Here is a 23,052-nt window from a genome sequence, read left to right as displayed (position 1 = left end):
CTCCCGATCATGATTAATGTTTTTGCCAGAGAACCTATCTTTAACCTGAACAAAGAAATTTTTGCCTATCAATTCATTTATCGTAACGGCTTAAGTGGCAGCTTCCCACTCGATTTCAGCAACCTAACGATAAATGACGATCCCCATGTTGGTTTAAGCATCGACGAGCTTATGCAAGTCAACATGACGGTAATTAATTTGCTGCCCGAAGGACTTGAAGAATTTAGCGAGCTATTCAATTCAGACGAGATTATTATAGAAATCTCCGAAATTAATATGCAACCCAATCCCTCATTGATCGATCAAATTGCTAAATTAAAGAAGAAAGGCTTTAAGCTTATTGCCAATCAACATCAACTACATTGGTCTGATTTTATGGCACATGCAGATTTTGTTAAGTTAAATATAATGGACAATACTCCCTCTGAAATTGAAACATTAAAACAGAGTTTGGCATCCACTAAGGTAAAAATAATTGCCACTAACGTGCATTCTCTTTTTCAATATGAACAATGTCAAAACCTAAAAGTAGATTATCTTCAAGGTTTCTTTTTCTTAGAGAGAGGCGAATTAGACACTCAGCCACTGCCGACCAGTAAAGTTGCATATATGCAATTAATGACTGAAATCGCAAAACCTGAACTTGATACAAAAATACTTGAAGGCATTTTTCAGCGAGACCCAACACTCTCTTTCTTGTTGATTAAATTTATTAACAATCCCCTAGTGAATAAATCCCATAGAATAAGCTCTATTAGGCATGCGCTAAGCTATTTGGGTGAACTCAAAGTTAGACGTTTTGTCGCAATCGTAAGTTTGGCGGGGCTAAATTCGGACAAACCAAATGAACTGCTTAATTTATCCCTAACACGGGCCAAATATTGTGAATTATTGGATGCTGAAATAGAAGGTGAGTCAGATGCAATGGCCGCTTTTCTAGTGGGGCTCTTCTCGTTAATCGACGTAATACTGAGCAAAGAAATGGAAGGGCTGATTGTATCGCTTGAACTTGATGAACGCATTACACAAGCATTACTTGAACATAAAGGCGCGTACTGGACTATTTTAGCCAGTGCTAAGTCAATAGAAGCGGGTGATTGGGCATCGCTTTTTGCTTATTCAATAGAGCTACTGATGACCAAAGAAGACATGTTCGAAATCCATCGCCAGTCAGTTAAATGGCAAAATCAAATGACCCTAGCGATTTCACCTCATTATCCAGAAACCCAACCCAGAGGTATCCGCTAGGGCCTTTAGCTTTTACTTAGGCTCAATCTCGTTTACATGTTTCTGCACTGACAAGAATGAGCCCATTAAGCCTAGCAATACAGACACCACAAGCATTGTAGCTAATGCAGGAAAATTTAAGCCAGTAATATCAAGTTGAATCTGGTAGCGCTGCATAAACTCGTCAAGGCTCCACCCAATCCAAACAAGAATGATGGTCACGGTTACCCACGCCATTAAGCCACCTAATAATCCAAACCAAAAACCGGTATATAAAAAAGGACGTTGAATAAACGCATCTGTCGCACCAACCAATTTCATGACCAAAATTTCGTCTCGTTTACCTAGAATATTCAGCCTTATGGTGTTGCCGATAATTAGTACGACAGCAAAAAAGAGCAGTATCGCGAGTAAATACACCAACTCTTTTGCGATAGATAATAAGCCGTACAAACGTTCTAACCATTCAATGTCTAACTTGCCTATATCGACTTCTCGCTCTTTGCGTAATTTATCGAGTAAAAGACCTGCGGCTGTTGGCGTAGCATGCTTTGACGTAGGCATAACTAAAACGACCGCGGGCAAAGGATTTTTATCTAAATAATCCAAGGCCTCGCCTAAGCCAGATAAACGTTGGAACTCATCTAGCGCTTGTTCTGAAGACACGTATTCAAGACTGCTTATTTCGTTCCAACTATTTAAGCGGCCAATGAGCTGCTGGGCCTGAGTCTCGGTCACGCCTTCGCGTAAAAACAATGAAATCTCTGAGGCTTGTTGCCATTGGTCGGTGACTTTCTCCGTGTTCTCGACCATGATGTATAAGGTACTTGGCAAGGTAATACTAAAACCCAATACACCAATGGTCATCAAAGAAGCAAAGGGAATTCGATATAACTCACCTAGGCTATTAATACTTTGGCGAAAGTGGTCAGCAAAGAACATAAAAAACCGTTGCACTATACCCACACGTTGATTTGAAGCTTGATGACGCCCTTTAAATAGCAAACTCATGACCAACCCTCATCTGTTTGCGATAATCCATCGGTAATCATGCGCCCACCTTTTAAGGTTAAGGTTCTGTATTTCATTCGCGCAATTAGGCCCAAGTCATGGGTCGCAATAAAGACCGATACACCAGCACTGTTAAAATCTTCAAACAAACGAATAATTTCCATTGATAGTTTTGGGTCTAAATTCCCGGTCGGCTCATCAGCCAGCAACAAAGGCGGCCGGTTAACCACTGCCCGAGCAATACCCACTCGCTGCTGTTCTCCACCTGAAAGCGTTATTGGAAGATTCCTCACTTTACTGCGAAGGCCTACCATTTCAAGTGCGGCATCGACTCGCTTCATAATGGTCTTGCGGGTATGGCCTTCAATAATTAAAGGTAGGGCGACATTATCAAACACGGTTTTATCCATGAGCAATTGGTGGCTTTGAAAAATCATGCCTATATCGCGACGAATATAAGCAATTTGTTTGCGCTTAATTTGCCCAAGATCGTGCCCATTTATTAGCACTCGCCCCACATTTGGGCGTTCCATCAAACTTATGAGTTTAAGTAATGTACTCTTTCCAGCGCCAGAATGGCCTGTCAAAAAAGCCATTTCCCCTTGTTCAATATGAAAATTGACTTTACTCAGGGCTTGCTGACCACCGGGATAAGTTTTGCTAACGCCTTCAAACTTTATCATTGTGCACCTTGGTTAATAAAAGAGACGCCGTTGTTATTATTTGTGTACTGCTTACTCTGCAAAAAGTGCATCAACAAACGCTTTTGACTCAAAGCTTCGCAAATCATCAATTCCTTCGCCAATACCAATATACCTGACCGGAATGGCAAACTCATCGGCTAGTGCAAATATAACACCGCCTTTTGCTGTGCCATCGAGTTTAGTAAGGTTAATACCACTAATGCCAACCGCCTCGTTAAATATTCGGGTTTGGCTGACCGCGTTTTGCCCTGTGCTCGCATCGAGGGTAAGCATGATTTCATGAGGCGCTTGAGGGTTTAGCTTTTTCATCACTCTCACGACTTTTTTCAGTTCTTCAATTAAGTGGTCTTTGTTTTGCAAACGTCCAGCGGTATCGGCAATGAGCACATCGGTGTTCTTCGCTTTCGCTGACTCTAGCGCATCAAATATCACTGAAGCACTGTCGGCCCCAGTATGCTGGGCAACTACCGCGATATCATTGCGTTCTCCCCATACTTGCAACTGCTCCACTGCCGCAGCCCGGAAAGTATCACCAGCGGCTAACATAACTGATTTGCCTTGCGCTTGAAATTGTTTGGCTAATTTGCCTATGGTGGTCGTTTTGCCTACGCCGTTAACGCCTACCATTAAAATCACAAAGGGATGTTTTTTTCCGTTTTCGTCAGTCGCTAAACTAAAATCCAGTGGTTTATTTACGGTATCAAGGATAGTTTGCATCTGCTCACGCAACATTTCTGATAAGGCACCGCCATCTTTAAGTTGTGAGCTTTTTGCGTTTTTGGTCAGTTCGCTAATAATTTTGTTGGTCGTTGTCATGCCAACGTCAGCAAGGAGAAGCTGTGTTTCGAGTTCTTCGTATAAGTCCTCATCAATCGCCTTACCTAATAGCAAACTCGTAAAACCGCTACCAATGGTATTTTTTGTTCTGCTTAAGCTTGCTTTTAAGCGCGCAAACAAACTGGGTTCGCTTTGGTCTTTTGTTGATGTTTGGGTCTCTAACTCGGCTTCTTCAGTGGCTTCTTTCACTGCTTGTTCTGCAGGTACTATTGGCTCAGGAGTCAAAGCTGCTTCGCTTTGATGTATAACGGTCGGCGCTTCATTCGTTGTAGAAGAATCCTCAGCGCTTTTAGCTTCATGTTTAGCGGTAGCCGCTGGATCATCTTCGTTTTTGTCTGCATCAGGCTTTTTATCAGTCGCATCTTTGGCATCGGCGCTACTGTCGTCTTCGCTTTGACTTTGCTCAATCTCGGGTTCTGTGGATGCTAACTCTTCTTCTTGCGCTTGTGCATCAGGCTCGCTACTGTCTTGCTTTGGCTTTTCTTTTTTAAACCAATTGAATAATTTTGACATCTTTGTCTACGCTTCGCTGTTTAATTATTGATATGATGGGACAATTAATACCTAATCATACCACTTTGTTACCTTATGTCACCAACACCAAAACGCAGAAAGCCATCAGCACAATCACAACGACAAAAAAATACCAAGACTAGCCGCGGTTTAGTCAGAATAATCGCAGGCCAACATCGCGGTAGGCGTTTGCCAGTGCTAATGAGTGAAGGCTTACGGCCCACCGGCGACAGGGTTAAAGAAACCTTGTTTAACTGGTTAATGACAGCGGTGAGCCAGGCCCAGTGCCTAGATATGTTTGCAGGAAGTGGTAGTTTGGGGATAGAGGCACTGTCAAGAGGCGCTGCTCACACCGTATTTGTAGAGCAAGATAGAAGCGTAGCGGCACAAATTAGCGATAACTTAACGACACTGCGTGAAACAGAAAACGCAACAGTATGCAATACCAGTGCACTTACACATGATTTCGGTCGCCAACAGTTTACTATCGTTTTTATTGACCCTCCCTTTGGAAAAGACATGGTCAAAGCAAGTATAGAAAAGTTAATACAAGATGATCTATTGGCTGAGCGAGCCTATATCTATATAGAAACTGGTCATCGTGACAACTATGATTTACCTGCAGATTTTATTTTGCAAAAGGAAATCAAAACCAGTCAAGTAAATGCTCGCTTATTTCAGCGAATTGCCACCTAGACAAACACTACTTCATCAGGAAATTAGCGGTATGAATAAGTTCAATCCCAAAAAACTGCTAAATAGCAAGTGGACCGCCAACAAACCATTGAATAAAGAAAAACATTTTATGGTTGTTAAAGTACTGATTGATGAAGAACAGGTCGTGACACATTGTGTTTTGCAAGCGCTTATGTCTAAACGCGACATCGATATAGACTGGCGTGACCTAAAAGATAGTGAAAACTGGACACAAGGTTGGAAGTGAGAGCCACCTGACTAGTAAGCTCAGCTATAGATGCAAAAATAGAGAATTAGCGAGCCAATTCCGTAATATGTAAGAGCTCACCTACCGGCCCCCATAAATAGAATACTTTAGCCCATGGTTCTTTTTGTATAGGGCTTATCTTCGTTTTTTGTGGAGACTTTGAGCATAGTTTAAACGCTGAATTTATATCTGCGACACACACTTGTAGCATAAAGTTTTTCGCCAGATCTTCGTTATAAAAACGTTGAAGGAAAAACTGACACTCGCCATTAGTAAAAAGGGTTAAATCATCGGTAACATAATCTGAGTTAAATCCTATCGACGAATAAAATGCCTTTGATATTTCGTAATCTTTACTTGGCACAAACGCTTTAATATCTATTACATCCATTATGCTTCCTTGGTTAACTTATGCTTTGCAAATGATATGCATGAATTCATAACAATATCCAAAAACGTCTAACTTAACATTATACAGCGTAACAGAGCATTCGTTACGCACTTATCCACAAAATTACAATTGCACCAAAATAATCAAAACTCAAAATAACTGACCATATGGACAATTTTATTTTAATCATATCCATCTGTTTTATATGCATTTAATTTTATTTTATCTATGGCATCGTAAATGCATAGTTTATAGCAAAGTAGTAGTTTAGTGGTTTTAGCGCACACATCGAACGCAATATTGTTGCTTGTGCACCAAAACAAGGAATATCCACTAACTGAATTTTACCTACCCTATAAAGAAGAGTCATTGTGGACATAAAAAGCCGGCCATTATTTAAACATATACGAAATCATAAAGCCCTATTTGCTGAACTATCTATTTTCAGACAGGACTTTGTGACCGAACTTGGCTTTGAAAATTACCAGTTTCATAAAACGCCAAAATTTGTCAATGCAGCAGGACAGCGCTTAACGATTGAACCCGAGCGAAGTATTGTGCTAGACAACTACAAAGCTGCCAGTGGTGTAAAGGGTAAACTAACTGAGGCTTTAGATGGTTTTCATATTATTGACCACAGTGACATTGGCTTTAGATACCCAACCGCGGCCTTGTCGGGTAAAGATGCGCCATACATAAAGCGCTTTCGTTCAGAATACTTTCACCGCATTAACGAAGACCGTGACATTTGCAGACCTATGAACCTTTCATATGGCATAAAAAGTCGCGGGAAATCAGACAACAGAGAAGAATATGAAGTGTGGGTGCCCGACGAAATTCTACATTTAGATCCGTCATCGCTTTTTATCGAACGCTACGGTGAAGATTTACCCAATGAAGTCCTCGACTTTGTGGCAATACCACCGGTTGTGCATGGTTGGATGGGTGTAAAACGCTGCGCGTTTGAGGCTGTTTACCATAATAAAGCTGAATTTGGTGACATTGTAATTTGCTTGGCGCTTTCTTTAGATGCATACAATATTGGCGCAAAACCTGACTTATCGTTCTCAAAAGTAACTAAAAGCTCAATTGCTCAGCACGGCGCTGAATTCGAATGGGAGGTGCTAGGTTATTTTGCACCAAAAACGAGCCATATTAGCCACGACGAAATTTGGGATGCGATTAATTTTACGATCAATGTTTTATCTGAGCCTTTGCAGGCTAATTTTTCAAAAAACATTATCAGCAGTAACGAAAGTAAGACCGAAAGAATAATCAGCGCCATAGAACGAGCTGGTGTAACTACTGAAGACATTGCGCAGCTTGATTTGAAGCCATGGGAGTTTTTGCAAACCGAAAGCTTTACGCGCAAAAAAGCACACGACAATACCAGAGCCGTGAATCTACTGGGGCGCTTAAACCGACTTTTCTACAACCCAGATGCTCCATTACCATCTTTAAAAGAACTGCATCATTTAGCGGCACTAGCGCAATAGGCATATATGAAACACAGCATTAGAGAAAATCAATGAAATCCAATCAAGACATCATTTTTGCACTAGACGATAAGCCCCCTTTTAAAGAGAGCTTAACGGCCGCTGTACAGCATGTTCTCGCGAGCTTTATAGGCATTATTACTCCTACCCTAGTCATAGGCTCTACCTTAGGTTTATATTCAGAAATACCTTATCTAATAAGTATGGCGCTTATCATTTCGGGCGTTGGCACTGCAGTCCAGGCAAGACGATATCGTGGGATTGGCTGTGGCATGATTGCAGTACAAGGCACTAGTTTTGCATTTTTAAGCGCATTTATCACCGGTGGCTTATTGGTAAAAAGCCAAGGCGGCAGTAATGAAGAAATACTAGCGATGATGTTTGGCATTACCTTTTTAGGCGCGTTTGTTGAAATATTCATGAGCTTCTTTATCCAGTACGTGAAAAAAATTATTACGCCGCTAACAACTGGCATTGTCATCACCACTATTGGTTTATCCTTGATTAAAGTTGGCATGACCGACTTGGCGGGTGGCTTTGGCTCCCCTAGTTTTGGTGATATTTCCCATATTTTATTGGGAATGCTTGTGCTATTTATTATCATAGGTCTAAATAACTCGCGCCATCCATGGTTAAGGTTATCAGCAATATTTATTGGCATAATTGTAGGCGTTGTTATTGCTTATATTAGTGGCCTTTCTGCATTTCAGTTTGCCGAAGATGTGCCATTGTTAGCATTCCCTATTCCTTTTAAATATGGTTTTGATTTTAGTTGGAGTGTTTTTATACCAGTGGCATTAGTGTATTTGCTTAGCACCATTGAAACAGCCGGAGACCTTACCGCAAACAGTCTCTTTTGTGGTTTACCGATTAAAGGAAAAAAGTATATTGAAAGGATTAAAAATGGCCTGCTAGCCGATGGGCTAAACTCGGTATTGGCAGGCATGTTTAACACATTTCCCAACACCACGTTTGGTCAAAACAATGCGGTCATCCAACTTACTGGAGTGACAAGCAGGTATATCGCCTATTTCATTGCTGCCATTCTTATTATTTTGGGTCTATTTCCCATGTTTGGCGCGATTCTGCAAAATATTCCTAAGCCAGTGCTAGGAGGTGCAACACTAGTGATGTTTGCTACCATTGCGGTTGCCGGTATAAAAATAATAGCAAGTCAAACGATTAACCGAAGAAGTAGCCTAATTATTGCAACTTCATTTGGCCTGGGGTTTGGGATTATGTTGGTGCCCGATGTATTGTCTGACATGCCCGATTTATTGAAAAACATTTTATCATCGCCTGTATCTACGGCCGGGTTTACTGCAATTATTATGACCTTGATATTACCAGACAATCAAAGCAAAGATGTCAAGGCAATACAAAAACAAGGCGCAGTCAAAGCCCCATAGACAAAAGCCCCTTGAAACGAGTCCCAAAGAAAGAGCGCCCTAAAAGTATAAATAAGGTTCTTAAACAACAATGTTAAATGCAACAGAAAAAACGATTTGGTTAAAATCCCCCCACGCTGTGTTCACCGCGAATGATATAGACGCAAATGGAGGAGTCGTTGTACGCGGCAGCATCATTGTTGAATGTGTTGCCAGTGGATTACAGCCACAAACTCAGTATGACGCAGTGATGGATTGCAGCAATTTAGTGCTAACGCCGGGATTGATAAATACCCACCATCATTTTTATCAAACGCTCACCCGGTGTTTACCACAAGCTATAAATAAACCCTTGTTTCCATGGCTAAAAACATTATACAAAGTATGGCAACACTTAGACGAAGATATGCTGCATAGCGCAACACAACTAGCGTCACTCGAACTTATGCTCTCGGGTACAAGCATGGTTTGCGATCATCACTATGTGTTTCCCAATGGCCTCGAAAACGCAATTGATGTGCAAGTAGCGGCCTTAGAAGACACCGGTTGCAGAGCCATGTTAACCCGTGGCTCTATGAGTCTAGGCGAATCAAGCGGTGGTTTACCACCTGATACCGTTGTACAAAACCAAGCAGCGATTCTAGATGACAGCGTGCGTGTTATAAAACGTTATCATCAACGAAATGAAGGCGCTTTTATCAATATTGCCCTAGCGCCCTGCTCTCCATTTTCGGTCACCAGCGAATTGATGAAAGAAACCGCCATATTGGCACAAGAACACAAGGTACTATTACATACGCACTTGGCAGAAACAGAAGACGAAAATAGCTTTTGTTTGCGTCAATACGGTATGCGTCCTCTAGCCTATTTAGAAAAATGCGGTTGGCTAAGTGATAAAACGTGGTTAGCACATGGCATTCACTTTAATCAACAAGAAATAGAGGTCTTGGGGCGCAACAAGGTTGGTATTGCACATTGCCCTACTTCAAACATGCTTTTAGCATCTGGTATTTGCCCTACTCTAGAGCTTGAAGCGGCGGGTTGTAAGATTGGTATGGCGGTAGATGGCTCAGCCTCAAATGATTGTTCTAACTTAAGCCAAGAAGTACGCCAATCAATGCTGCAACAACGCTTGAAGTATGGCGCACAGCGCATTACCGCAGAAAAAGTGCTTAACTGGGCAACAAAAGGTTCAGCCTCTGTATTGCATCCCAGTGATATAGGAGAGTTAGCGCCTGGGAAGCAAGCAGACATCGCATTTTATGATTTAAATGAACTGCGCTTTTCTGGTGCCGGTGATGCTATCGCGGCAATTGTCACTTGCGGTGTATACAAAGTAAGTAAGTTAATGGTCGCTGGCAAAATGCGAATAGAAAATAGCGAGCACGTAAAAATGATTAACGATGACATTATGCAACGCCATCAAAGTTTAGCCAAAAAACTACAGCAAAAAAGCTAAGCAAGTTCCGCTCATAAAAGGCGTTTGGAAAGTTATTTTAACAATCGAAGTAACGACCTACCCTGGTTCTTACCCGCTCCTCCATTGTGCACTAAGCCTTTTACTGCACAATTCGGGCGCACACTAAACTACTAACTCTACACGGGGCTGACTATCAAACGCCAGCACTCACTTCATAAAACTCAAAGAACCCATTAAAAATCAACACCTTAGATAACAAGAAAAAATACCATCCAAATGGTCAAGAAATTGGCATTCTTCCTGCAAATCATAACTGACCGTTTAGTCAGAAAAAATAACAATAAGCACGCGGCGCGCAATGGAGTTGACACACTAACTGCCAAAACAATTTACATTTACCTCAGGAAAAACAACATGATAAAACGCAAAGCTACCTTAAAACCATTGGCAATCGCAATAGCCGTGTCAAACGCTCTCGCTTTTACAGCACTTGCACAAACACCAAAAGATTCGGCCTTAGAAAAAGAAGAAAGAGCCATAGAACAAATTATCGTTACTGCCGAAAAACGCAGTGAAAGTCTACAAGACTTATCACAAGCTGTTACCGCATTTACTGGCGATAGTTTAGATAGAAAAAACATATCTTCTTTTGTTGATTTAAGTGCGGTTGCGCCTGGCGTTACGGTAGCGAAAAACGAAGGCTTTAAAACCATTATTTCTATTCGCGGCGTGGGCAACGAAGCAAACCAAAACGCAACGGCAAACCCGTCTGTTTCGTATCACATGGACGGCATTTATATTGCTTCACCCTATGCACTGCAAACTGACTTTATCGATATCGAACGAATTGAAGTATTACGAGGCCCTCAAGGCACTTTATTTGGCCAAAACTCTACCGGTGGCGCCATAAATATCATTAATACCGCGCCTGATTTTTATGGCTTTGCCGGAAAAACCGACTTAACCTTAGGCACAGATAATCTCAGAAAGTTACGCGCTACAATAAACGTCCCTTTAACAGACGACCTTGCCATGCGTAGTTCTGTTAGCATGGTGCGTCAAGATGGATATACTCAAAACGTTTACAATGGTCCAAGCGTAACCGAACCCGGCGAAACCTTTGTGGGTGAAGACATGGACAATACCGACAACTTATCATTTCGTACAGACTGGTTGTATAATGCGACTGACAACTTGAGCATTAGATTACTCGCTCAACTTTTTAAAGGCGAATCAAATGGCGCCGGTATTAAAGGTATCGACGACCCAACCCTAGGCGCAAGACAACTATCGCAAGATACTGAGTCCTCTTATGAACTAGACTCGCAAATATTTGGCCTTATTGCCGAGTGGGACGCTGGTTTTGCAGTGATAAAATCATTGAGTAGTTACCAAAAAGATGACATTACCGTTGTACGTGACAATGACCGCCACTCATTTTTAACTAATCCTGAGATCCAAATCAGTCAATTCAATCCAGAAATCAACGTACAAACGACCTATACACAAGAAATAAACGTGATTTCTAACGAACCCTTATTTGGCAAATTAGATTGGCTCGTCGGCGTATTTTATTTAGATACTGACATCGAAATAACGATTCGTGAAGAACTAGATGTAGGACGTGATGGCTTCTTGGATGGTTACGCCAGTACTTTTCCAGAAGTTTTTGGTGGCGACCGAGGATTTATATCTGATTCTAATCCAGTACGTGAATCATTGTCATTTTATGGTCAAACGACCTACCCTATTTCTGACACGCTTCGCCTGATTACAGGCCTTCGCTACACGAAAGATGAAGTTGAAAGTACCGTATCTAACTTCTTTAGCCCTACGCCCTCATTTATTAATCCAAAAACCGAAGACTTAACCGGCCGTATAGCCGTTGAATGGGATAATAGTGAAGATGCAATGACCTATGTTTCATATACCCGCGGCTTAAAGCCAGGCGGCAGTAACCTGACCTTTTCTGAAGGCGATGACGCTTTAGTAAGAGAAGCTTTCGAAGATGAAACGATAGACGCATTTGAAGTAGGCTATAAAACTGATTTGATGAATTCAAGAGTGCGCACTAACCTTGCAGCGTTTTACTACGATTATACAAACTTACAGTTTCAAGCTTCTGACTTTAATGAGTTTGGAAGCGGTGTATCGAATATTCCAGAATCAGAAATCTTTGGTCTTGAGTTTGAATTAACCGCGCTCATTGCCGACAACTTTGCCTTAGATGTAAAACTCGCCGCGATGGAGTCTGAAGTATCTGGTGACTACATGGCACTAGATAACCGTTTATTGATTGAAGATGTATTTCTTGCTGACGGCGTTACTCCTGCAAAAGAAGAAATACACGGTGCTACCCGTGACGTTGCTGGATTTTTGCAAAACTTAAGTGGTAACGAACTAGCAAAAACACCGGGGCTTACCGCTGATATCTCACTTTCGTATGAGGATGAATTGGATAATGGCGGCTATGTACTAGCGTCACTGCAGTACACTTATAGGGGGTCGTTTGAGCAACGCGTATTTAATAACCCAGAAGTTGATCCTGTTGATGCCTATAGCTTGGTAAATGCCACTGTGTCTTACGATGACCCTAGTGACGTTTGGGGAGTCGATTTAATGGCCTACAACCTACTAGATGAAGACGGTATCAACTCAGCAATGACAGATGTTTTTGGTGTAAATGAAACGGGTTTTCAATACGTTCCACCAAGACAAGTTATGCTGCGCGTTAGATATAACTTCGAATAAGCCCGTTGTTGTCATAGTTTGTTGATAGATGTAGTTAGAATAAAATTACACTACATCGTCATTGCCAAGGAGTTTTAAAACATGAACGATAGTCACAATAAGCGTAGACTAGTGATGAAACTGGGTACATTGTCACTTCTATCGGCTTGTTTTTCGCGCATAGGTATTAGCGACACTATGGCTAGCTCAAACAAGCAAAAAATGCTTGAGGGCAAAGACCCAAGCCCTCAGCAAATGCTGCTCCACTTACGGCATGCTAATAACGTAGCAAAAGAAGCGATGGATAAGGGGCATCATCCCTTTGGTGCCATTTTAGTCGCAAGGGACAACGAGACCGTTGTTTTAGAGCAAGGTAACATCAGTTCTGTTGCCCATGCAGAATCTACCTTAGCGCAGCGCGCAGCGAAACGGTTTAGCGCTGATGAACTATGGGGAATGACGCTTTATTCAACCGCAGAGCCTTGCGTTATGTGCGCTGGTACTCAATATTGGGCGAATATAGGACGCCTCGTTTATGGTATGTCAGAACGACAATTACTTGATTTAACAGGTAATCACAGTGAAAATCCAACACTAGATGTACCTAGTCGTTATGTGTTTTCCAAAGGCCAAAAAGCCATCAAAGTATGGGGCCCTATAGATGCAGCCGTGGCAGAAATTGCCGCCCTGCATATTTCTTTTTGGAAGTAACTTATTTAAACAAAGATCACACTATAAATATGTGACCAGTAAACAGAGAAAATGCCATTGTCGTTTATCAATACAGCGCTAGTTAATACACAAACTCATACTATTGAGGCTAAGAGCGAGCAATTGGCAAACCTTCGTTTAGTGGTAAAGGATTTGTTTGATATTCAAGGCTTACCAACCTCCGCGGGCAATCCTGATTGGCTAGCGACGCACCCAATTCCAAAAAACACCAACAGCGCCGTGCTAACGCTTTTACAGCAAGGTGCGCACTACCTTGGCAAAAGCCTTACCGATGAATTAGCGTATAGCTTAAATGGCCAAAACATACATTATCCTGCGCTACTCAATCCTATCTCTCCAGAGAGAATTCTTGGAGGATCATCAAGTGGTTCTGCCTACGCCGTTGCCAAAGGACTCGCCGATATTGGTTTGGGCACCGATACTGGTGGCTCAATAAGAGTGCCCGCAAGTTATAATGGATTATTTGGCTTACGCACAAGTCATGGCGCAATAGCCACTGACAACATGGTGGCACTCGCCCCAAGTTTCGATACAGTAGGTTGGATGACCGCCTCCATTGAGGACCTGATTAGCGTTTGTAAAGTGCTGCTAGCCAAGCCGCAAAATACAATGCAATTCCCCTTAAAATTACTTGGTCTATCAACCCTCATCGATAAAGCAGAGCAAGGCCAAGAGATTTATGAATGGCTAGCCCAGCTGAGCAATGCTTCGGTTGAATTTACCGATACCGATATGCATAGCATGGGAATAAGTGAAACATTCAGAATATTACAAGGCTATGAAATATGGCAACAACATGGTGCATGGATTACGCAACATTCACCCACATTTGCAAGCGACATCAATGAACGTTTTTTGTGGTGCAAAAGCATAAGCGTTGAACAAAAGAACGCGGCACTAAAGGCACAGCAAGAGTTTGTAGAATACGTTGACGAGCTGTTTCTAAATTACGACGCAATAGTATTACCCACAACGCCAGGGCGAGCGCCACTTATAAACACAGCAAGTAGCGAAATGGCAAATTACCGCAATGAATTAATGGTTTCTACAGCAATTGCTGGGTTATCCGGCTTACCGCAAGTTCACTTGCCACTATTTAGCATAGACAAGGCACAATGTGGTGTATCATTAATTGGGAAAAAGGGCAGTGATTTAGCCCTCCTGCACATTGCTCGCACACTGCTAAAAAAGCAGTCTAAAAAAGATAAGTAGACAAAATATGACCAGCAAACAGAAACAATCCATTGCATTTACTGCACCTCATTTTGCGGCGACACAGGCCGGCAAAGCAATACTCGAAAATGGCGGCACAGCAATTGAAGCCATGGTGGCCGCTAGTGCCTCAATAGCCGTCAACTACCCCCACATGAACGGACTCGGCGGCGACGGATTTTGGTTAATAAGTGAGCCCAACAAAGCGCCTGTAGCGATTAATGCTGCAGGGGTTGCAGCCAAAAGCGCAACATTAGATGCATACGCTGACTTCAGCTCTATCCCTAGCCGTGGCCCTAAGGCCGCGCTTACCATGGCTGGCGCAGTAGCAGGGTGGAGCAAAGCGCTCGAAATCAGTGCCAATTGGCAGCCTACGCAAGATTTGTCGATTCTTTTAAATGACGCGATAAATGACGCTAGGCAAGGAATTGAAGTAACCCAAAGTTTATCTGATGCTAGCCATAAAACCTTTGATGAAATGGCTCACGATAGCGCGTTTGCGCAGTTTCTAATAGATGGTCAAGCACTACGTAAAGGTCAAACCATTAAGCTGCCACTATTAGCAAACACCCTTGAAACGCTTGCACAAAATGGGCTTGACGACTTCTATCATGGCGATATTGCGAAAAAGCTTGCTGCTGATCTTGCTCAAGCAGGCTCCCCTATTGACTTAAGCGATTTTAAAGACTATCAAGCTAAGGTGGTTGAGCCTATCAGCTTAAAAACCAGCGCTGGGGTCTTATATAACTTACCCAACCCGACGCAAGGCATTGCGTCGCTCTTAATTTTAGCGCTTTACGACAAGTTAAAAGACAGGGTTGAAACAGAACTCGATCATGTACATGTGTTGGTTGAATGCACAAAACAAGCATTTTTAAAGCGAAACGAACTTGTCACCGACCCTTCTCGCTCGCCAATAGATGTAGCTCACTTACTAAGTGAGCAAAGCATAAACGATATGCTGGCTAATATATCACTCAAACAAGCCTCGCCTTGGCCTGTTGCTGCCAAACATGGCGATACTATTTGGATGGGTGCCTGCGATAGTGAAGGACGCATGGTGAGCTACATTCAAAGTTTATACTGGGAATTTGGGAGTGGTATAGTCAGCCCTTCAACCGGAATAGTATGGAACAACAGAGGAACCTCTTTTTCTCTAGATCCGAATGACTTACAAGCGCTAGCTCCGGGACTACAGCCTTTTCACACTCTAAACCCCGCCTTTGCTGAGTTGGCAGACGGCAGGCGTATGTCATATGGAACGATGGGAGGAGAAGGCCAGCCCCAAACGCAAGCGGCAGTATTTACTCGCTTTGTATATCAAGATTTAGCCTTATCTGAAGCAGTGTCCAAAGGACGTTGGTTGCTTGGACGCACTTGGGGAGACACCTCTCATAACTTGAAGATAGAAGACGACTTAGCAAAATCAGTTGCTGACGATTTAGCCCACATGGGACACGACATTGCCATTGTAGCGCCGTGCAATGAACTAATGGGTCACGCCGGTGCGGTGGTCGCATTAAACGACACAAGCACAATAGCAGCCACTGATCCAAGAAGCGACGGTAGCGCATTTGCACAAAACAATGAAGAAAATAAGGAAACTTAATGGAGTTATTACTAAGTAACTTACCCACCTTAGCGGCCTTAATCGCCACCGGCATAGTTGCGGGTTTGTTAGCCGGTCTTTTAGGCGTTGGCGGCGGTATTGTTATTGTGCCAATACTGTATTTTCTCTTTCAAGCATTTGACGTATCCGCTGACTCTGCAATGGTCATTGCAACAGCCACCTCATTAGCGACCATAGTACCAACATCAATAAGCTCAATACGAGCACACCATAAAAAAGGCAACGTTGATTTTGCTTTACTCAAAGTTTGGGGCGGATTTATATTACTTGGCGTATTGCTTGGAAGCTATTTAGTTACCCGCGTCAACGGCCAAGTGCTTAGTACTTTATTTGGCATTATCGCTACACTTTCTGCAGTCAATATGCTGTTTGGCAGTAAAACCGCTTTATTCCAAAACTTACCAGGTAAAGCAGGGCAAGCTGCTATGGGCGGCAGTGTGGGTTTATTTAGCTCGCTCGTAGGCATTGGCGGCGGCACCTTAACAGTTCCTATTTTAACCTTTTGCAATTATCCCGCGCATCGTGCTGTTGGCACCGCCGCGGCCGTAGGCCTAATTATTTCATTGCCTGCAGCAATCACCATGCTTGTAATTGGCGTTACGCCAAGCGATGCACCTGTTGGTACCGTAGGGCTCGTTAATCTTGTTGGTTTTTTATGTATCGTGCCTTTAACGGTCATCTTTGCGCCAATTGGCGCGCATTTAGCAAGTAAATTAAATGCAACAAAGCTGAAAAAAATATTTGCTGTGGTACTGCTAATTACTGGCGTGCGTATGTTATCTCAACTTTTCTTATAGGATTATTGAATGTCTATATTAACTCCACCTCCACGCTTACTCATGGGTCCAGGACCCATCAATTGTTACCCACGAGTACTCAGCGCAATGTCAACTCAGTTGGTTGGTCAATATGACCCGGTAATGACATCCTACATGAACGAAACCATGGCTTTATACAGGCGTGTTTTTAAAACTAAAAATCAGCAAACATTTTTGATTGACGGCACCTCACGTGCTGGTATCGAAGCAGTATTAGTCTCTGTTTTAGAACCTGGAGATGACATTTTAGTGCCTATATTTGGGCGCTTTGGCCATTTATTAGCAGAAATAGCGCAGCGCGCCGGCGCTACAGTGCACACTATCGAAGTACCATGGGGAGAGGTTTTTTTACCTGAGCAAATAGAAGACGCAATCAAAAACGTAAGACCCAAAGTAGTGGCCGTTGTGCAAGGTGATACCTCCACAACAATGCTGCAACCCCTAGATGAAATTGGTGCCTTGTGTCGTAAGTACGATGCCATATTCTATTCTGACGGGACTGCATCGATTGGTGGAAACCCTTTTGAAACCGACGCATGGCAATTAGATGCAGTCTCGGTGGGATTGCAGAAATGTTTAGGCGGCCCATCGGGCAGTGCGCCGGTAACCTTTGGTGAGCGCTATTTAGATATTGTAAATAAACGCCGCCACGTTGAAGCCGGGATACGCAATACCTCGCATGTAGATGGTCAGGCCTCAAGAATACGTTCTAATTATTTCGACATTCCAATGATAATGGACTACTGGGGTGAAGAGCGTTTAAACCATCATACCGAAGCTTCGTCAATGCTCTACTGTGCTCGTGAATGCGCATTACAACTGTTAGAAGAAGGAATAGACGACAGCATAACTCGTCACAAAGTCGCCGGAGATGCCATGTTAGCTGGCGTTCGGGGTTTAAACTTAGCACCATTTGGTGACCTATCGAACAAAATGAATAATGTGGTGGGTGTTTATATTCCAGATGTTGTAGAAGGCGAAGCAATCCGCGGCAGCATGCTTCATGATTTTAATATTGAAATTGGTACCAGTTTTGGTCCTCTGCAAGGTCGTATCTGGCGCATTGGCACTATGGGCTACAACGCCCGCCCCGACGCGGTTTATCATACCTTGCAATCACTTGAAACAGTGTTACGCCGCGCGGGTCACAAATTATCAGCAGGTGAAGCGGTTGATGCCGCGTACGCTGTTTATTCGGCACACAAAGCATGAAAAGCTTTTTTGGCGCTAGCATAGACGAACATGCCGATTGGGTCATGCAAGCCTGTCAGGAATTAAGCCAAGTGAGTCAATCCAAAGACTACCTTGACCGTCGGTACCTAAGCGTTGAACACAAAATCGCAAATGAGCTAGTAGCCACATGGATGCAGCAAGCGCACATGCACACATGGCAAGACGGCGTGGGCAATTTATGGGGACAATACAAAAGCGCAACACCCGATGCGAAGACTCTACTATTTGGTAGCCATCTTGATACCGTTGTTAATGGTGGAAAATATGACGGCATGCTTGGCGTGCTTTTGCCAATCGCTTTAATTAATTTTTTGCATAATTCACACTATCAATTTCCATTTCATATCAGTGTGGTTGGTTTCTGCGATGAAGAAGGAACGCGTTTTGGCTCAACATTATTAGGGAGTCGAGCGCTCACCGGTAAGTGGCAAAAACAATGGGAACACTTAGCCGATGAAGATGGAATTAGTTTACGTCAAGCCATGCACGAATTTGGCCTTGATTTTGACCTAGTTGAAAGCTGCAAAGTAGATCCTAATTCATTAGTCGCCTACTTAGAGGTGCACATAGAACAAGGCCCGGTGTTAGAAGCAAACAATCTTGCGGTAGGGGTAGTCAATGCAATAGCGGGTGCAAAACGCCTGTCGGTTGCGGTAACCGGTATGGCTGGACATGCTGGCACTGTACCTATGCAAAACCGTAACGACGCTTTAGCGGGCGTTGCCCAAATGATCCTTGCTGTTGAGCAACAAGCCAAACAGGCTGAAGTGGTTGCGACCGTTGGTCAAATTGTTAACCGCCCTAACGCTGTTAACGTTATTTCGGGTTACACAGAATTTAGTATTGATGTACGTAGCGAAAGCGATGATAAACGTGACAACTGTTTACAGCTAATCATTGACTCGATCACGCTTATTGCTGCCAAGCGTTCACTGAAGATAGACATTGCTGTTACTCACGAAGCCCCTGCGGTGCATTGTGAGCCATCTCTCATAAACGCGTTAAAACAGGCGATGGCAAAAACCGGTATGTCACCATTTGAGTTGTTATCGGGGGCAGGACATGACGCCATGGCCATGGCTGATATATGCCCTGTAGCGATGTTATTCACACGCTGTGAAAAAGGCATTAGTCATAATCCAAAAGAAGCAATAATTACTGAGGATATCGCATCAACTCTGCGTACCTTGCATGAATTTATGAAAGTATATGTTAGGCCATAGAGCTTAGTTAAAAGGAATAATTAATGATTGTGCCAAGAATATACACTGACGATGTTGGCAACAGTGTTTTGGGAGAAATCGATATCCCCTTGCGTGATGGCGGCCCTATTGGTTTGTTATCAAGCAAATCTGCTGCAGGCGATGTCATCTTTAGAGAAACACCTGCTAACTATGATTTTAAGTGGCATCCAGCGCCTGCTAGGCAATTGCTCTTCATTATAAAAGGTGCAGCAGAGTTCACGGTTAGTAACGGCGATAAATTAGTACTTGGCGCAGGCTCTGTTCTGATGCTTGAAGACACATGGGGACAAGGGCACTGCAGTAAAGCCCTTAATAACGAAGTACGACACTCTATTTTTGTAACATTACCAGACGGTATCTCGACTACCTAGAAACGAATCAGGTTTACTACTTTTTAATAATTTACACCCTAGTAAGGATACCAAATGACAAGTCGCTTGCTTGATAAGATGTTTGACTTAAGTCAACACAATACAACAATCAAAACCGAAGTAATTGCAGGGCTTACGACCTTTGCCGCCATGTCTTACATATTGATAGTCAACCCTAGTATTTTAGGCTTAAGCGGCATGCCTGTCGCGGGCTTGATTACCGTGACCGCGCTCGCATCTTGTATTGGCACCTTGCTGATGGCTTGGCTAACAAATTATCCAATAGCCCTTGCGCCTGGCATGGGCTTAAACGCATTTTTTGCCTTCACCATTTGTATGAGCCGTGAAATTCCTTGGGAAGCTGCATTAGGCATTGTGTTTTACAATGGCGTGCTGTTTATGTTGCTCACAATATCAGGCGTACGAAAAAAGATAGCCGATGCAATACCTTCTTCTTTGAAAATTGGCGTACAGTGCGGCATTGGGCTTTTTATCGCCTTCATCGGTTTAAAAAATGCTGGTTTAATCGTCGACAACCCAGCCACCTTTGTCAGTTTAGGTGATTTATCAGAGCCTGCCGTTTTACTCGCTTTTCTAGGCATCATTTTTACCATCATATTAGTCATCAAAAAAGTGACCGGGGCCATTTTACTTTCCATTATTACGCTAACCATAATCGGCATATTCATCCCCACTGAAACAGGTTATTTAACTGCCATGCCAGAAGCCATTGTTGGCATGCCTGAACCAATATCGAGTACCTTTCTAGCAATGGATCTTAGCTATCCAATCGAAAATTTCGCAGCTACTTGGGATCTCATTTTCGCCTTAATGTTTGTGAATATGTTTGACACCATAGGCACACTGATTGGCGTGTCGAAACGCGCTAATTTGACTGACAAAAATGGCGATTTACCCAAAATGGGCAAAGCGATGACAGCCGACGCTGCCGCCAGTGTAGTAGGTGCTGGTTTGGGCACATCGCCGGTGACAAGCTATGTTGAATCAGCCGCAGGGGCGGCGGCTGGTGGGCGCACAGGCTTAACAGCGGTTGTCGTTGCGATATGTTTTTTACTAGCCTTGTTTTTATCACCGCTTATGAAAGTCATCCCGATTATGGCAACTACGCCTGCTTTGGTAATGGTGGGCATTTTTATGATGGATTCTATCCGCTCACTCAAGTTTGACGATATGGCAAGTCTGGCCACCGCAACAATCGCGTTAATGGCTATGCCACTCACCTTTAGCATTAGTGAAGGTATCGCGCTAGGCTTTATTACTTATGTAGGCATTAAAGTCGGCATAGGAGACTACAAAAAAGTAAATACCATTACTTACATAATGGCAATTATTTTCTTAGTTCGCTACGTGTTGGATTTAAAATAGCAGTAAAAAGCGTTAGCCCTTATTGGCTGGCAAATTGGGCGGGTAATGCGCCAGCCAATGCTCGGCAATCTGTTGGCGCGTGCAAACCCACACGTCTTCGTGTGTGGCAATATAGTCAAGAAAACGAGCCAAGGCTTTCAATCGCCCAGGACGCCCAATAATTCGGCAATGTAAGCCAATGGATAACATTTTGGGTTGGGTTTGCCCTTCTTCATATAATACGTCAAAGGCATCTTTTATATATTGGTAAAAATCATCCCCAGTATTAAACCCTTGTGGTGACGCAAACCTCATGTCGTTGGTATCTAGTGTATAAGGGACCATCAATAACGGTTTTTCATAGTGATAGTCATAGTAAGGTAAATCGTCAGCATAGGAATCGGCGCAATACATAATGTCGTCACGCTTGGCGATCAAAGCCAAGGTATTAGGACTTGTTCTACCTGTATACCACCCCTTTGGCTTACTGCCAGTTAAGCGTTCATGAAGGATTATTGCTTCATCGATTTGCGCCTCTTCCTGCTCTTCAGGCATATCTTGAAAATGCACCCATCGCATTGCATGGCTCGCAATTTCCCAACCCGACTTGAGCATTGCACTGACCGCTTCAGGGTGGCGCTGCATTGCCATTGTCACGCCAAACACAGTGACCGGAAAGGCATGATTAGTGAACAATCGATGTAGACGCCAAAAACCTGCTCTACTGCCGTATTCGTACAAAGACTCCATACTCATATGACGCCCTTCATAGGCTTGTGCGCCAATTATTTCAGATAAAAATGTTTCAGAATGGCTATCTCCATGAAGCACGCAATTTTCACCGCCTTCCTCATAGTTGATGACAAATTGGAGAGCAATTTTTGCATTGTTTGGCCACTTAGGATGAACAGGCTTTTCACCATAACCAATAAGATCACGCGGATATTCGTTTGCTGTCGTTGCGGTTGTCATATGCGAAACTCTACTTTTTAATTGATTAGTGTAAGCAATTGGCACTGCCAATCCACATCCTTTGAGAATAATATTTACAACAGTATTGGTTGCTTCTGCGAAGTCTTTTTTGCGCATAACACTGCCTCTCAATTGACATATTTGTGAAGAGAAATCAGCGTAATGCTGGGTACTTGACCAAATGTTATAAAGCAAATACTCAGGGTGTATGTAGTCGAGTTTGCCGGCCTCTATCCAAGCATTAATAACAGCAATACGCCCGCTAACCCATTCACGATGACTCTTTTTAAAAGAGTCATCTAAGTTTGCGCCGCCATTAATGATTTCAATAGCAAAGACTTTTGATGAATAAGGATGAAGCCTCGATATTTCCATTTTTTCTGCAATGTAATTTGCTAAGGATTGAGCCGGGCAGTCATCAACAGTGACGCTATCGAAGCTTGAATTCCACATGCTTAATATTTCTTGCATCACATGTGAGTAGAGTGCTTTTTTTGAAGGGAAATAATACAGTACATTTGCTTTTGGTAGTTTAGCTGCATCTGCAATTTTTTGTATTGACGCACCTTTAAAACCATCTTCAGCAAATGCTTTCAGCGCTGAAGACATAATTAACGAGCGTCTTTTTTCACCAATACTGCTGACTGACTTAACTTTCTCTTTCACCGTTAATTTACTTCCCTGCTCTGTTTTTTCTACTATCATAATAAATTGAATAGGGCCTGCCTATCCTTATTTGGTTTTTTATCCAAGGCGATTATTTTAGCCAGAAAACTGACCATTCGGTCTAGTTTTTGCATCTGGTTTTTGCATTA

The 23,052-nt window shown here is 42.9% G+C and carries 20 protein-coding genes and 1 pseudogene; 15 read left to right on the top strand and 6 right to left on the bottom strand.

The annotated features are described in order from the left end of the window. Positions 1 to 9 precede the first annotated feature (9 nt). Positions 10 to 1,248, top strand: a complete 1,239-nt coding sequence (locus tag AC0L6H_RS08855; protein ID WP_473393848.1) for an EAL and HDOD domain-containing protein — start codon at positions 10 to 12, stop codon at positions 1,246 to 1,248. Positions 1,249 to 1,260: 12 nt separating this feature from the next. Here the strand turns inward: AC0L6H_RS08855 and ftsX are convergent, their stop codons facing one another. Genes ftsX through ftsY form a run of 3 tightly spaced genes read right to left on the bottom strand, consistent with a single transcriptional unit; the run spans position 1,261 to position 4,292 of the window. Continuing rightward, complete coding sequence (gene ftsX / locus AC0L6H_RS08850; RefSeq protein WP_473393846.1) at positions 1,261 to 2,238, bottom strand: permease-like cell division protein FtsX; 978 nt, start codon at positions 2,236 to 2,238, stop codon at positions 1,261 to 1,263. Further along, the gene (ftsE, locus tag AC0L6H_RS08845; protein ID WP_473393845.1) at positions 2,235 to 2,921 is read right to left on the bottom strand and encodes a cell division ATP-binding protein FtsE; all 687 of its coding nucleotides are present in this window, start codon (positions 2,919 to 2,921) and stop codon (positions 2,235 to 2,237) included. The genes ftsX and ftsE overlap by 4 nt, the downstream gene beginning before the upstream one ends. 51 nt (positions 2,922 to 2,972) lie before the next feature. Beyond that, positions 2,973 to 4,292: a signal recognition particle-docking protein FtsY gene (gene ftsY, locus AC0L6H_RS08840; protein ID WP_473393844.1), complete on the bottom strand. Its 1,320-nt coding sequence runs from the start codon at positions 4,290 to 4,292 to the stop codon at positions 2,973 to 2,975. 75 nt (positions 4,293 to 4,367) lie between these two features. On the opposite strand from ftsY, the gene rsmD reads away from it, so the two are divergent. Both rsmD and AC0L6H_RS08830 read left to right on the top strand, forming a co-directional pair. Further along, the gene (rsmD, locus tag AC0L6H_RS08835; protein WP_473393843.1) at positions 4,368 to 4,988 is read left to right on the top strand and encodes a 16S rRNA (guanine(966)-N(2))-methyltransferase RsmD; all 621 of its coding nucleotides are present in this window, start codon (positions 4,368 to 4,370) and stop codon (positions 4,986 to 4,988) included. Between the two features lie 31 nt (positions 4,989 to 5,019). Continuing rightward, a complete protein-coding gene (locus AC0L6H_RS08830) occupies positions 5,020 to 5,235 on the top strand; it encodes a TIGR02450 family Trp-rich protein (RefSeq protein ID WP_473393841.1) in 216 nt (71 codons plus the stop codon). 46 nt (positions 5,236 to 5,281) lie between these two features. On the opposite strand, the gene AC0L6H_RS08825 is transcribed toward AC0L6H_RS08830, so the two are convergent. After that, entirely contained in the window at positions 5,282 to 5,626 is a 345-nt protein-coding gene (locus AC0L6H_RS08825; protein WP_473393840.1) for a VOC family protein, read from the bottom strand. A 377-nt stretch (positions 5,627 to 6,003) separates the two neighbouring features. Between AC0L6H_RS08825 and AC0L6H_RS08820 the strand changes: the two genes are divergently transcribed. The 12 genes from AC0L6H_RS08820 to AC0L6H_RS08765 all read left to right on the top strand — a co-directional run bounded on the left by AC0L6H_RS08820 (position 6,004) and on the right by AC0L6H_RS08765 (position 21,286). Continuing rightward, positions 6,004 to 7,122, top strand: a complete 1,119-nt coding sequence (locus AC0L6H_RS08820; protein WP_473394502.1) for a hypothetical protein — start codon at positions 6,004 to 6,006, stop codon at positions 7,120 to 7,122. Between the two features lie 32 nt (positions 7,123 to 7,154). Then, on the top strand, positions 7,155 to 8,531 hold the full coding sequence (locus tag AC0L6H_RS08815) for a uracil-xanthine permease family protein (protein ID WP_473393839.1): 1,377 nt from the start codon (positions 7,155 to 7,157) through the stop codon (positions 8,529 to 8,531). Positions 8,532 to 8,601: 70 nt separating this feature from the next. Continuing rightward, a complete protein-coding gene (locus AC0L6H_RS08810; RefSeq protein ID WP_473393837.1) occupies positions 8,602 to 9,969 on the top strand; it encodes an 8-oxoguanine deaminase in 1,368 nt (455 codons plus the stop codon). Positions 9,970 to 10,344: 375 nt separating this feature from the next. Then, complete coding sequence (locus AC0L6H_RS08805; protein ID WP_473393836.1) at positions 10,345 to 12,681, top strand: TonB-dependent receptor; 2,337 nt, start codon at positions 10,345 to 10,347, stop codon at positions 12,679 to 12,681. Between the two features lie 81 nt (positions 12,682 to 12,762). After that, on the top strand, positions 12,763 to 13,371 hold the full coding sequence (locus tag AC0L6H_RS08800) for a nucleoside deaminase (protein ID WP_473393834.1): 609 nt from the start codon (positions 12,763 to 12,765) through the stop codon (positions 13,369 to 13,371). Between the two features lie 51 nt (positions 13,372 to 13,422). After that, positions 13,423 to 14,604 (top strand): amidase, encoded by a 1,182-nt coding sequence (locus tag AC0L6H_RS08795; RefSeq protein WP_473393833.1) that lies wholly within the window; start codon positions 13,423 to 13,425, stop codon positions 14,602 to 14,604. 7 nt (positions 14,605 to 14,611) lie between these two features. Continuing rightward, positions 14,612 to 16,213: a gamma-glutamyltransferase family protein gene (locus AC0L6H_RS08790; RefSeq protein WP_473393832.1), complete on the top strand. Its 1,602-nt coding sequence runs from the start codon at positions 14,612 to 14,614 to the stop codon at positions 16,211 to 16,213. Then, positions 16,213 to 17,031 (top strand): sulfite exporter TauE/SafE family protein, encoded by an 819-nt coding sequence (locus AC0L6H_RS08785; protein WP_473393830.1) that lies wholly within the window; start codon positions 16,213 to 16,215, stop codon positions 17,029 to 17,031. The genes AC0L6H_RS08790 and AC0L6H_RS08785 overlap by 1 nt, the downstream gene beginning before the upstream one ends. Before the next feature lie 9 nt (positions 17,032 to 17,040). After that, positions 17,041 to 18,264, top strand: coding sequence for a pyridoxal-phosphate-dependent aminotransferase family protein (locus AC0L6H_RS08780; RefSeq protein WP_473393829.1), 1,224 nt, complete (start codon positions 17,041 to 17,043; stop codon positions 18,262 to 18,264). After that, positions 18,261 to 19,508 (top strand): allantoate amidohydrolase, encoded by a 1,248-nt coding sequence (locus AC0L6H_RS08775; protein WP_473393828.1) that lies wholly within the window; start codon positions 18,261 to 18,263, stop codon positions 19,506 to 19,508. Before AC0L6H_RS08780 ends, AC0L6H_RS08775 begins: the two co-directional genes overlap by 4 nt. A 23-nt stretch (positions 19,509 to 19,531) precedes the next feature. Beyond that, positions 19,532 to 19,900 (top strand): cupin domain-containing protein, encoded by a 369-nt coding sequence (locus AC0L6H_RS08770; protein ID WP_473393827.1) that lies wholly within the window; start codon positions 19,532 to 19,534, stop codon positions 19,898 to 19,900. Between the two features lie 54 nt (positions 19,901 to 19,954). Beyond that, the gene (locus AC0L6H_RS08765) at positions 19,955 to 21,286 is read left to right on the top strand and encodes an NCS2 family permease (protein ID WP_473393826.1); all 1,332 of its coding nucleotides are present in this window, start codon (positions 19,955 to 19,957) and stop codon (positions 21,284 to 21,286) included. Positions 21,287 to 21,298: 12 nt separating this feature from the next. On the opposite strand, the gene puuE is transcribed toward AC0L6H_RS08765, so the two are convergent. Together puuE and AC0L6H_RS08755 are read right to left on the bottom strand one after the other, a co-directional pair. Beyond that, complete coding sequence (gene puuE / locus AC0L6H_RS08760; protein WP_473394501.1) at positions 21,299 to 22,237, bottom strand: allantoinase PuuE; 939 nt, start codon at positions 22,235 to 22,237, stop codon at positions 21,299 to 21,301. A 60-nt stretch (positions 22,238 to 22,297) separates the two neighbouring features. After that, positions 22,298 to 22,846, bottom strand: a pseudogene (locus tag AC0L6H_RS08755) (TetR family transcriptional regulator C-terminal domain-containing protein); the annotation flags it as partial. Positions 22,847 to 23,052 lie beyond the last annotated feature (206 nt).

Source organism: Glaciecola sp. G7-5 (genome assembly GCF_055808975.1).
The sequence above is the reverse complement of the archived record's forward strand: the minus strand, read 5'-3'. Positions and strand labels throughout refer to the sequence as shown.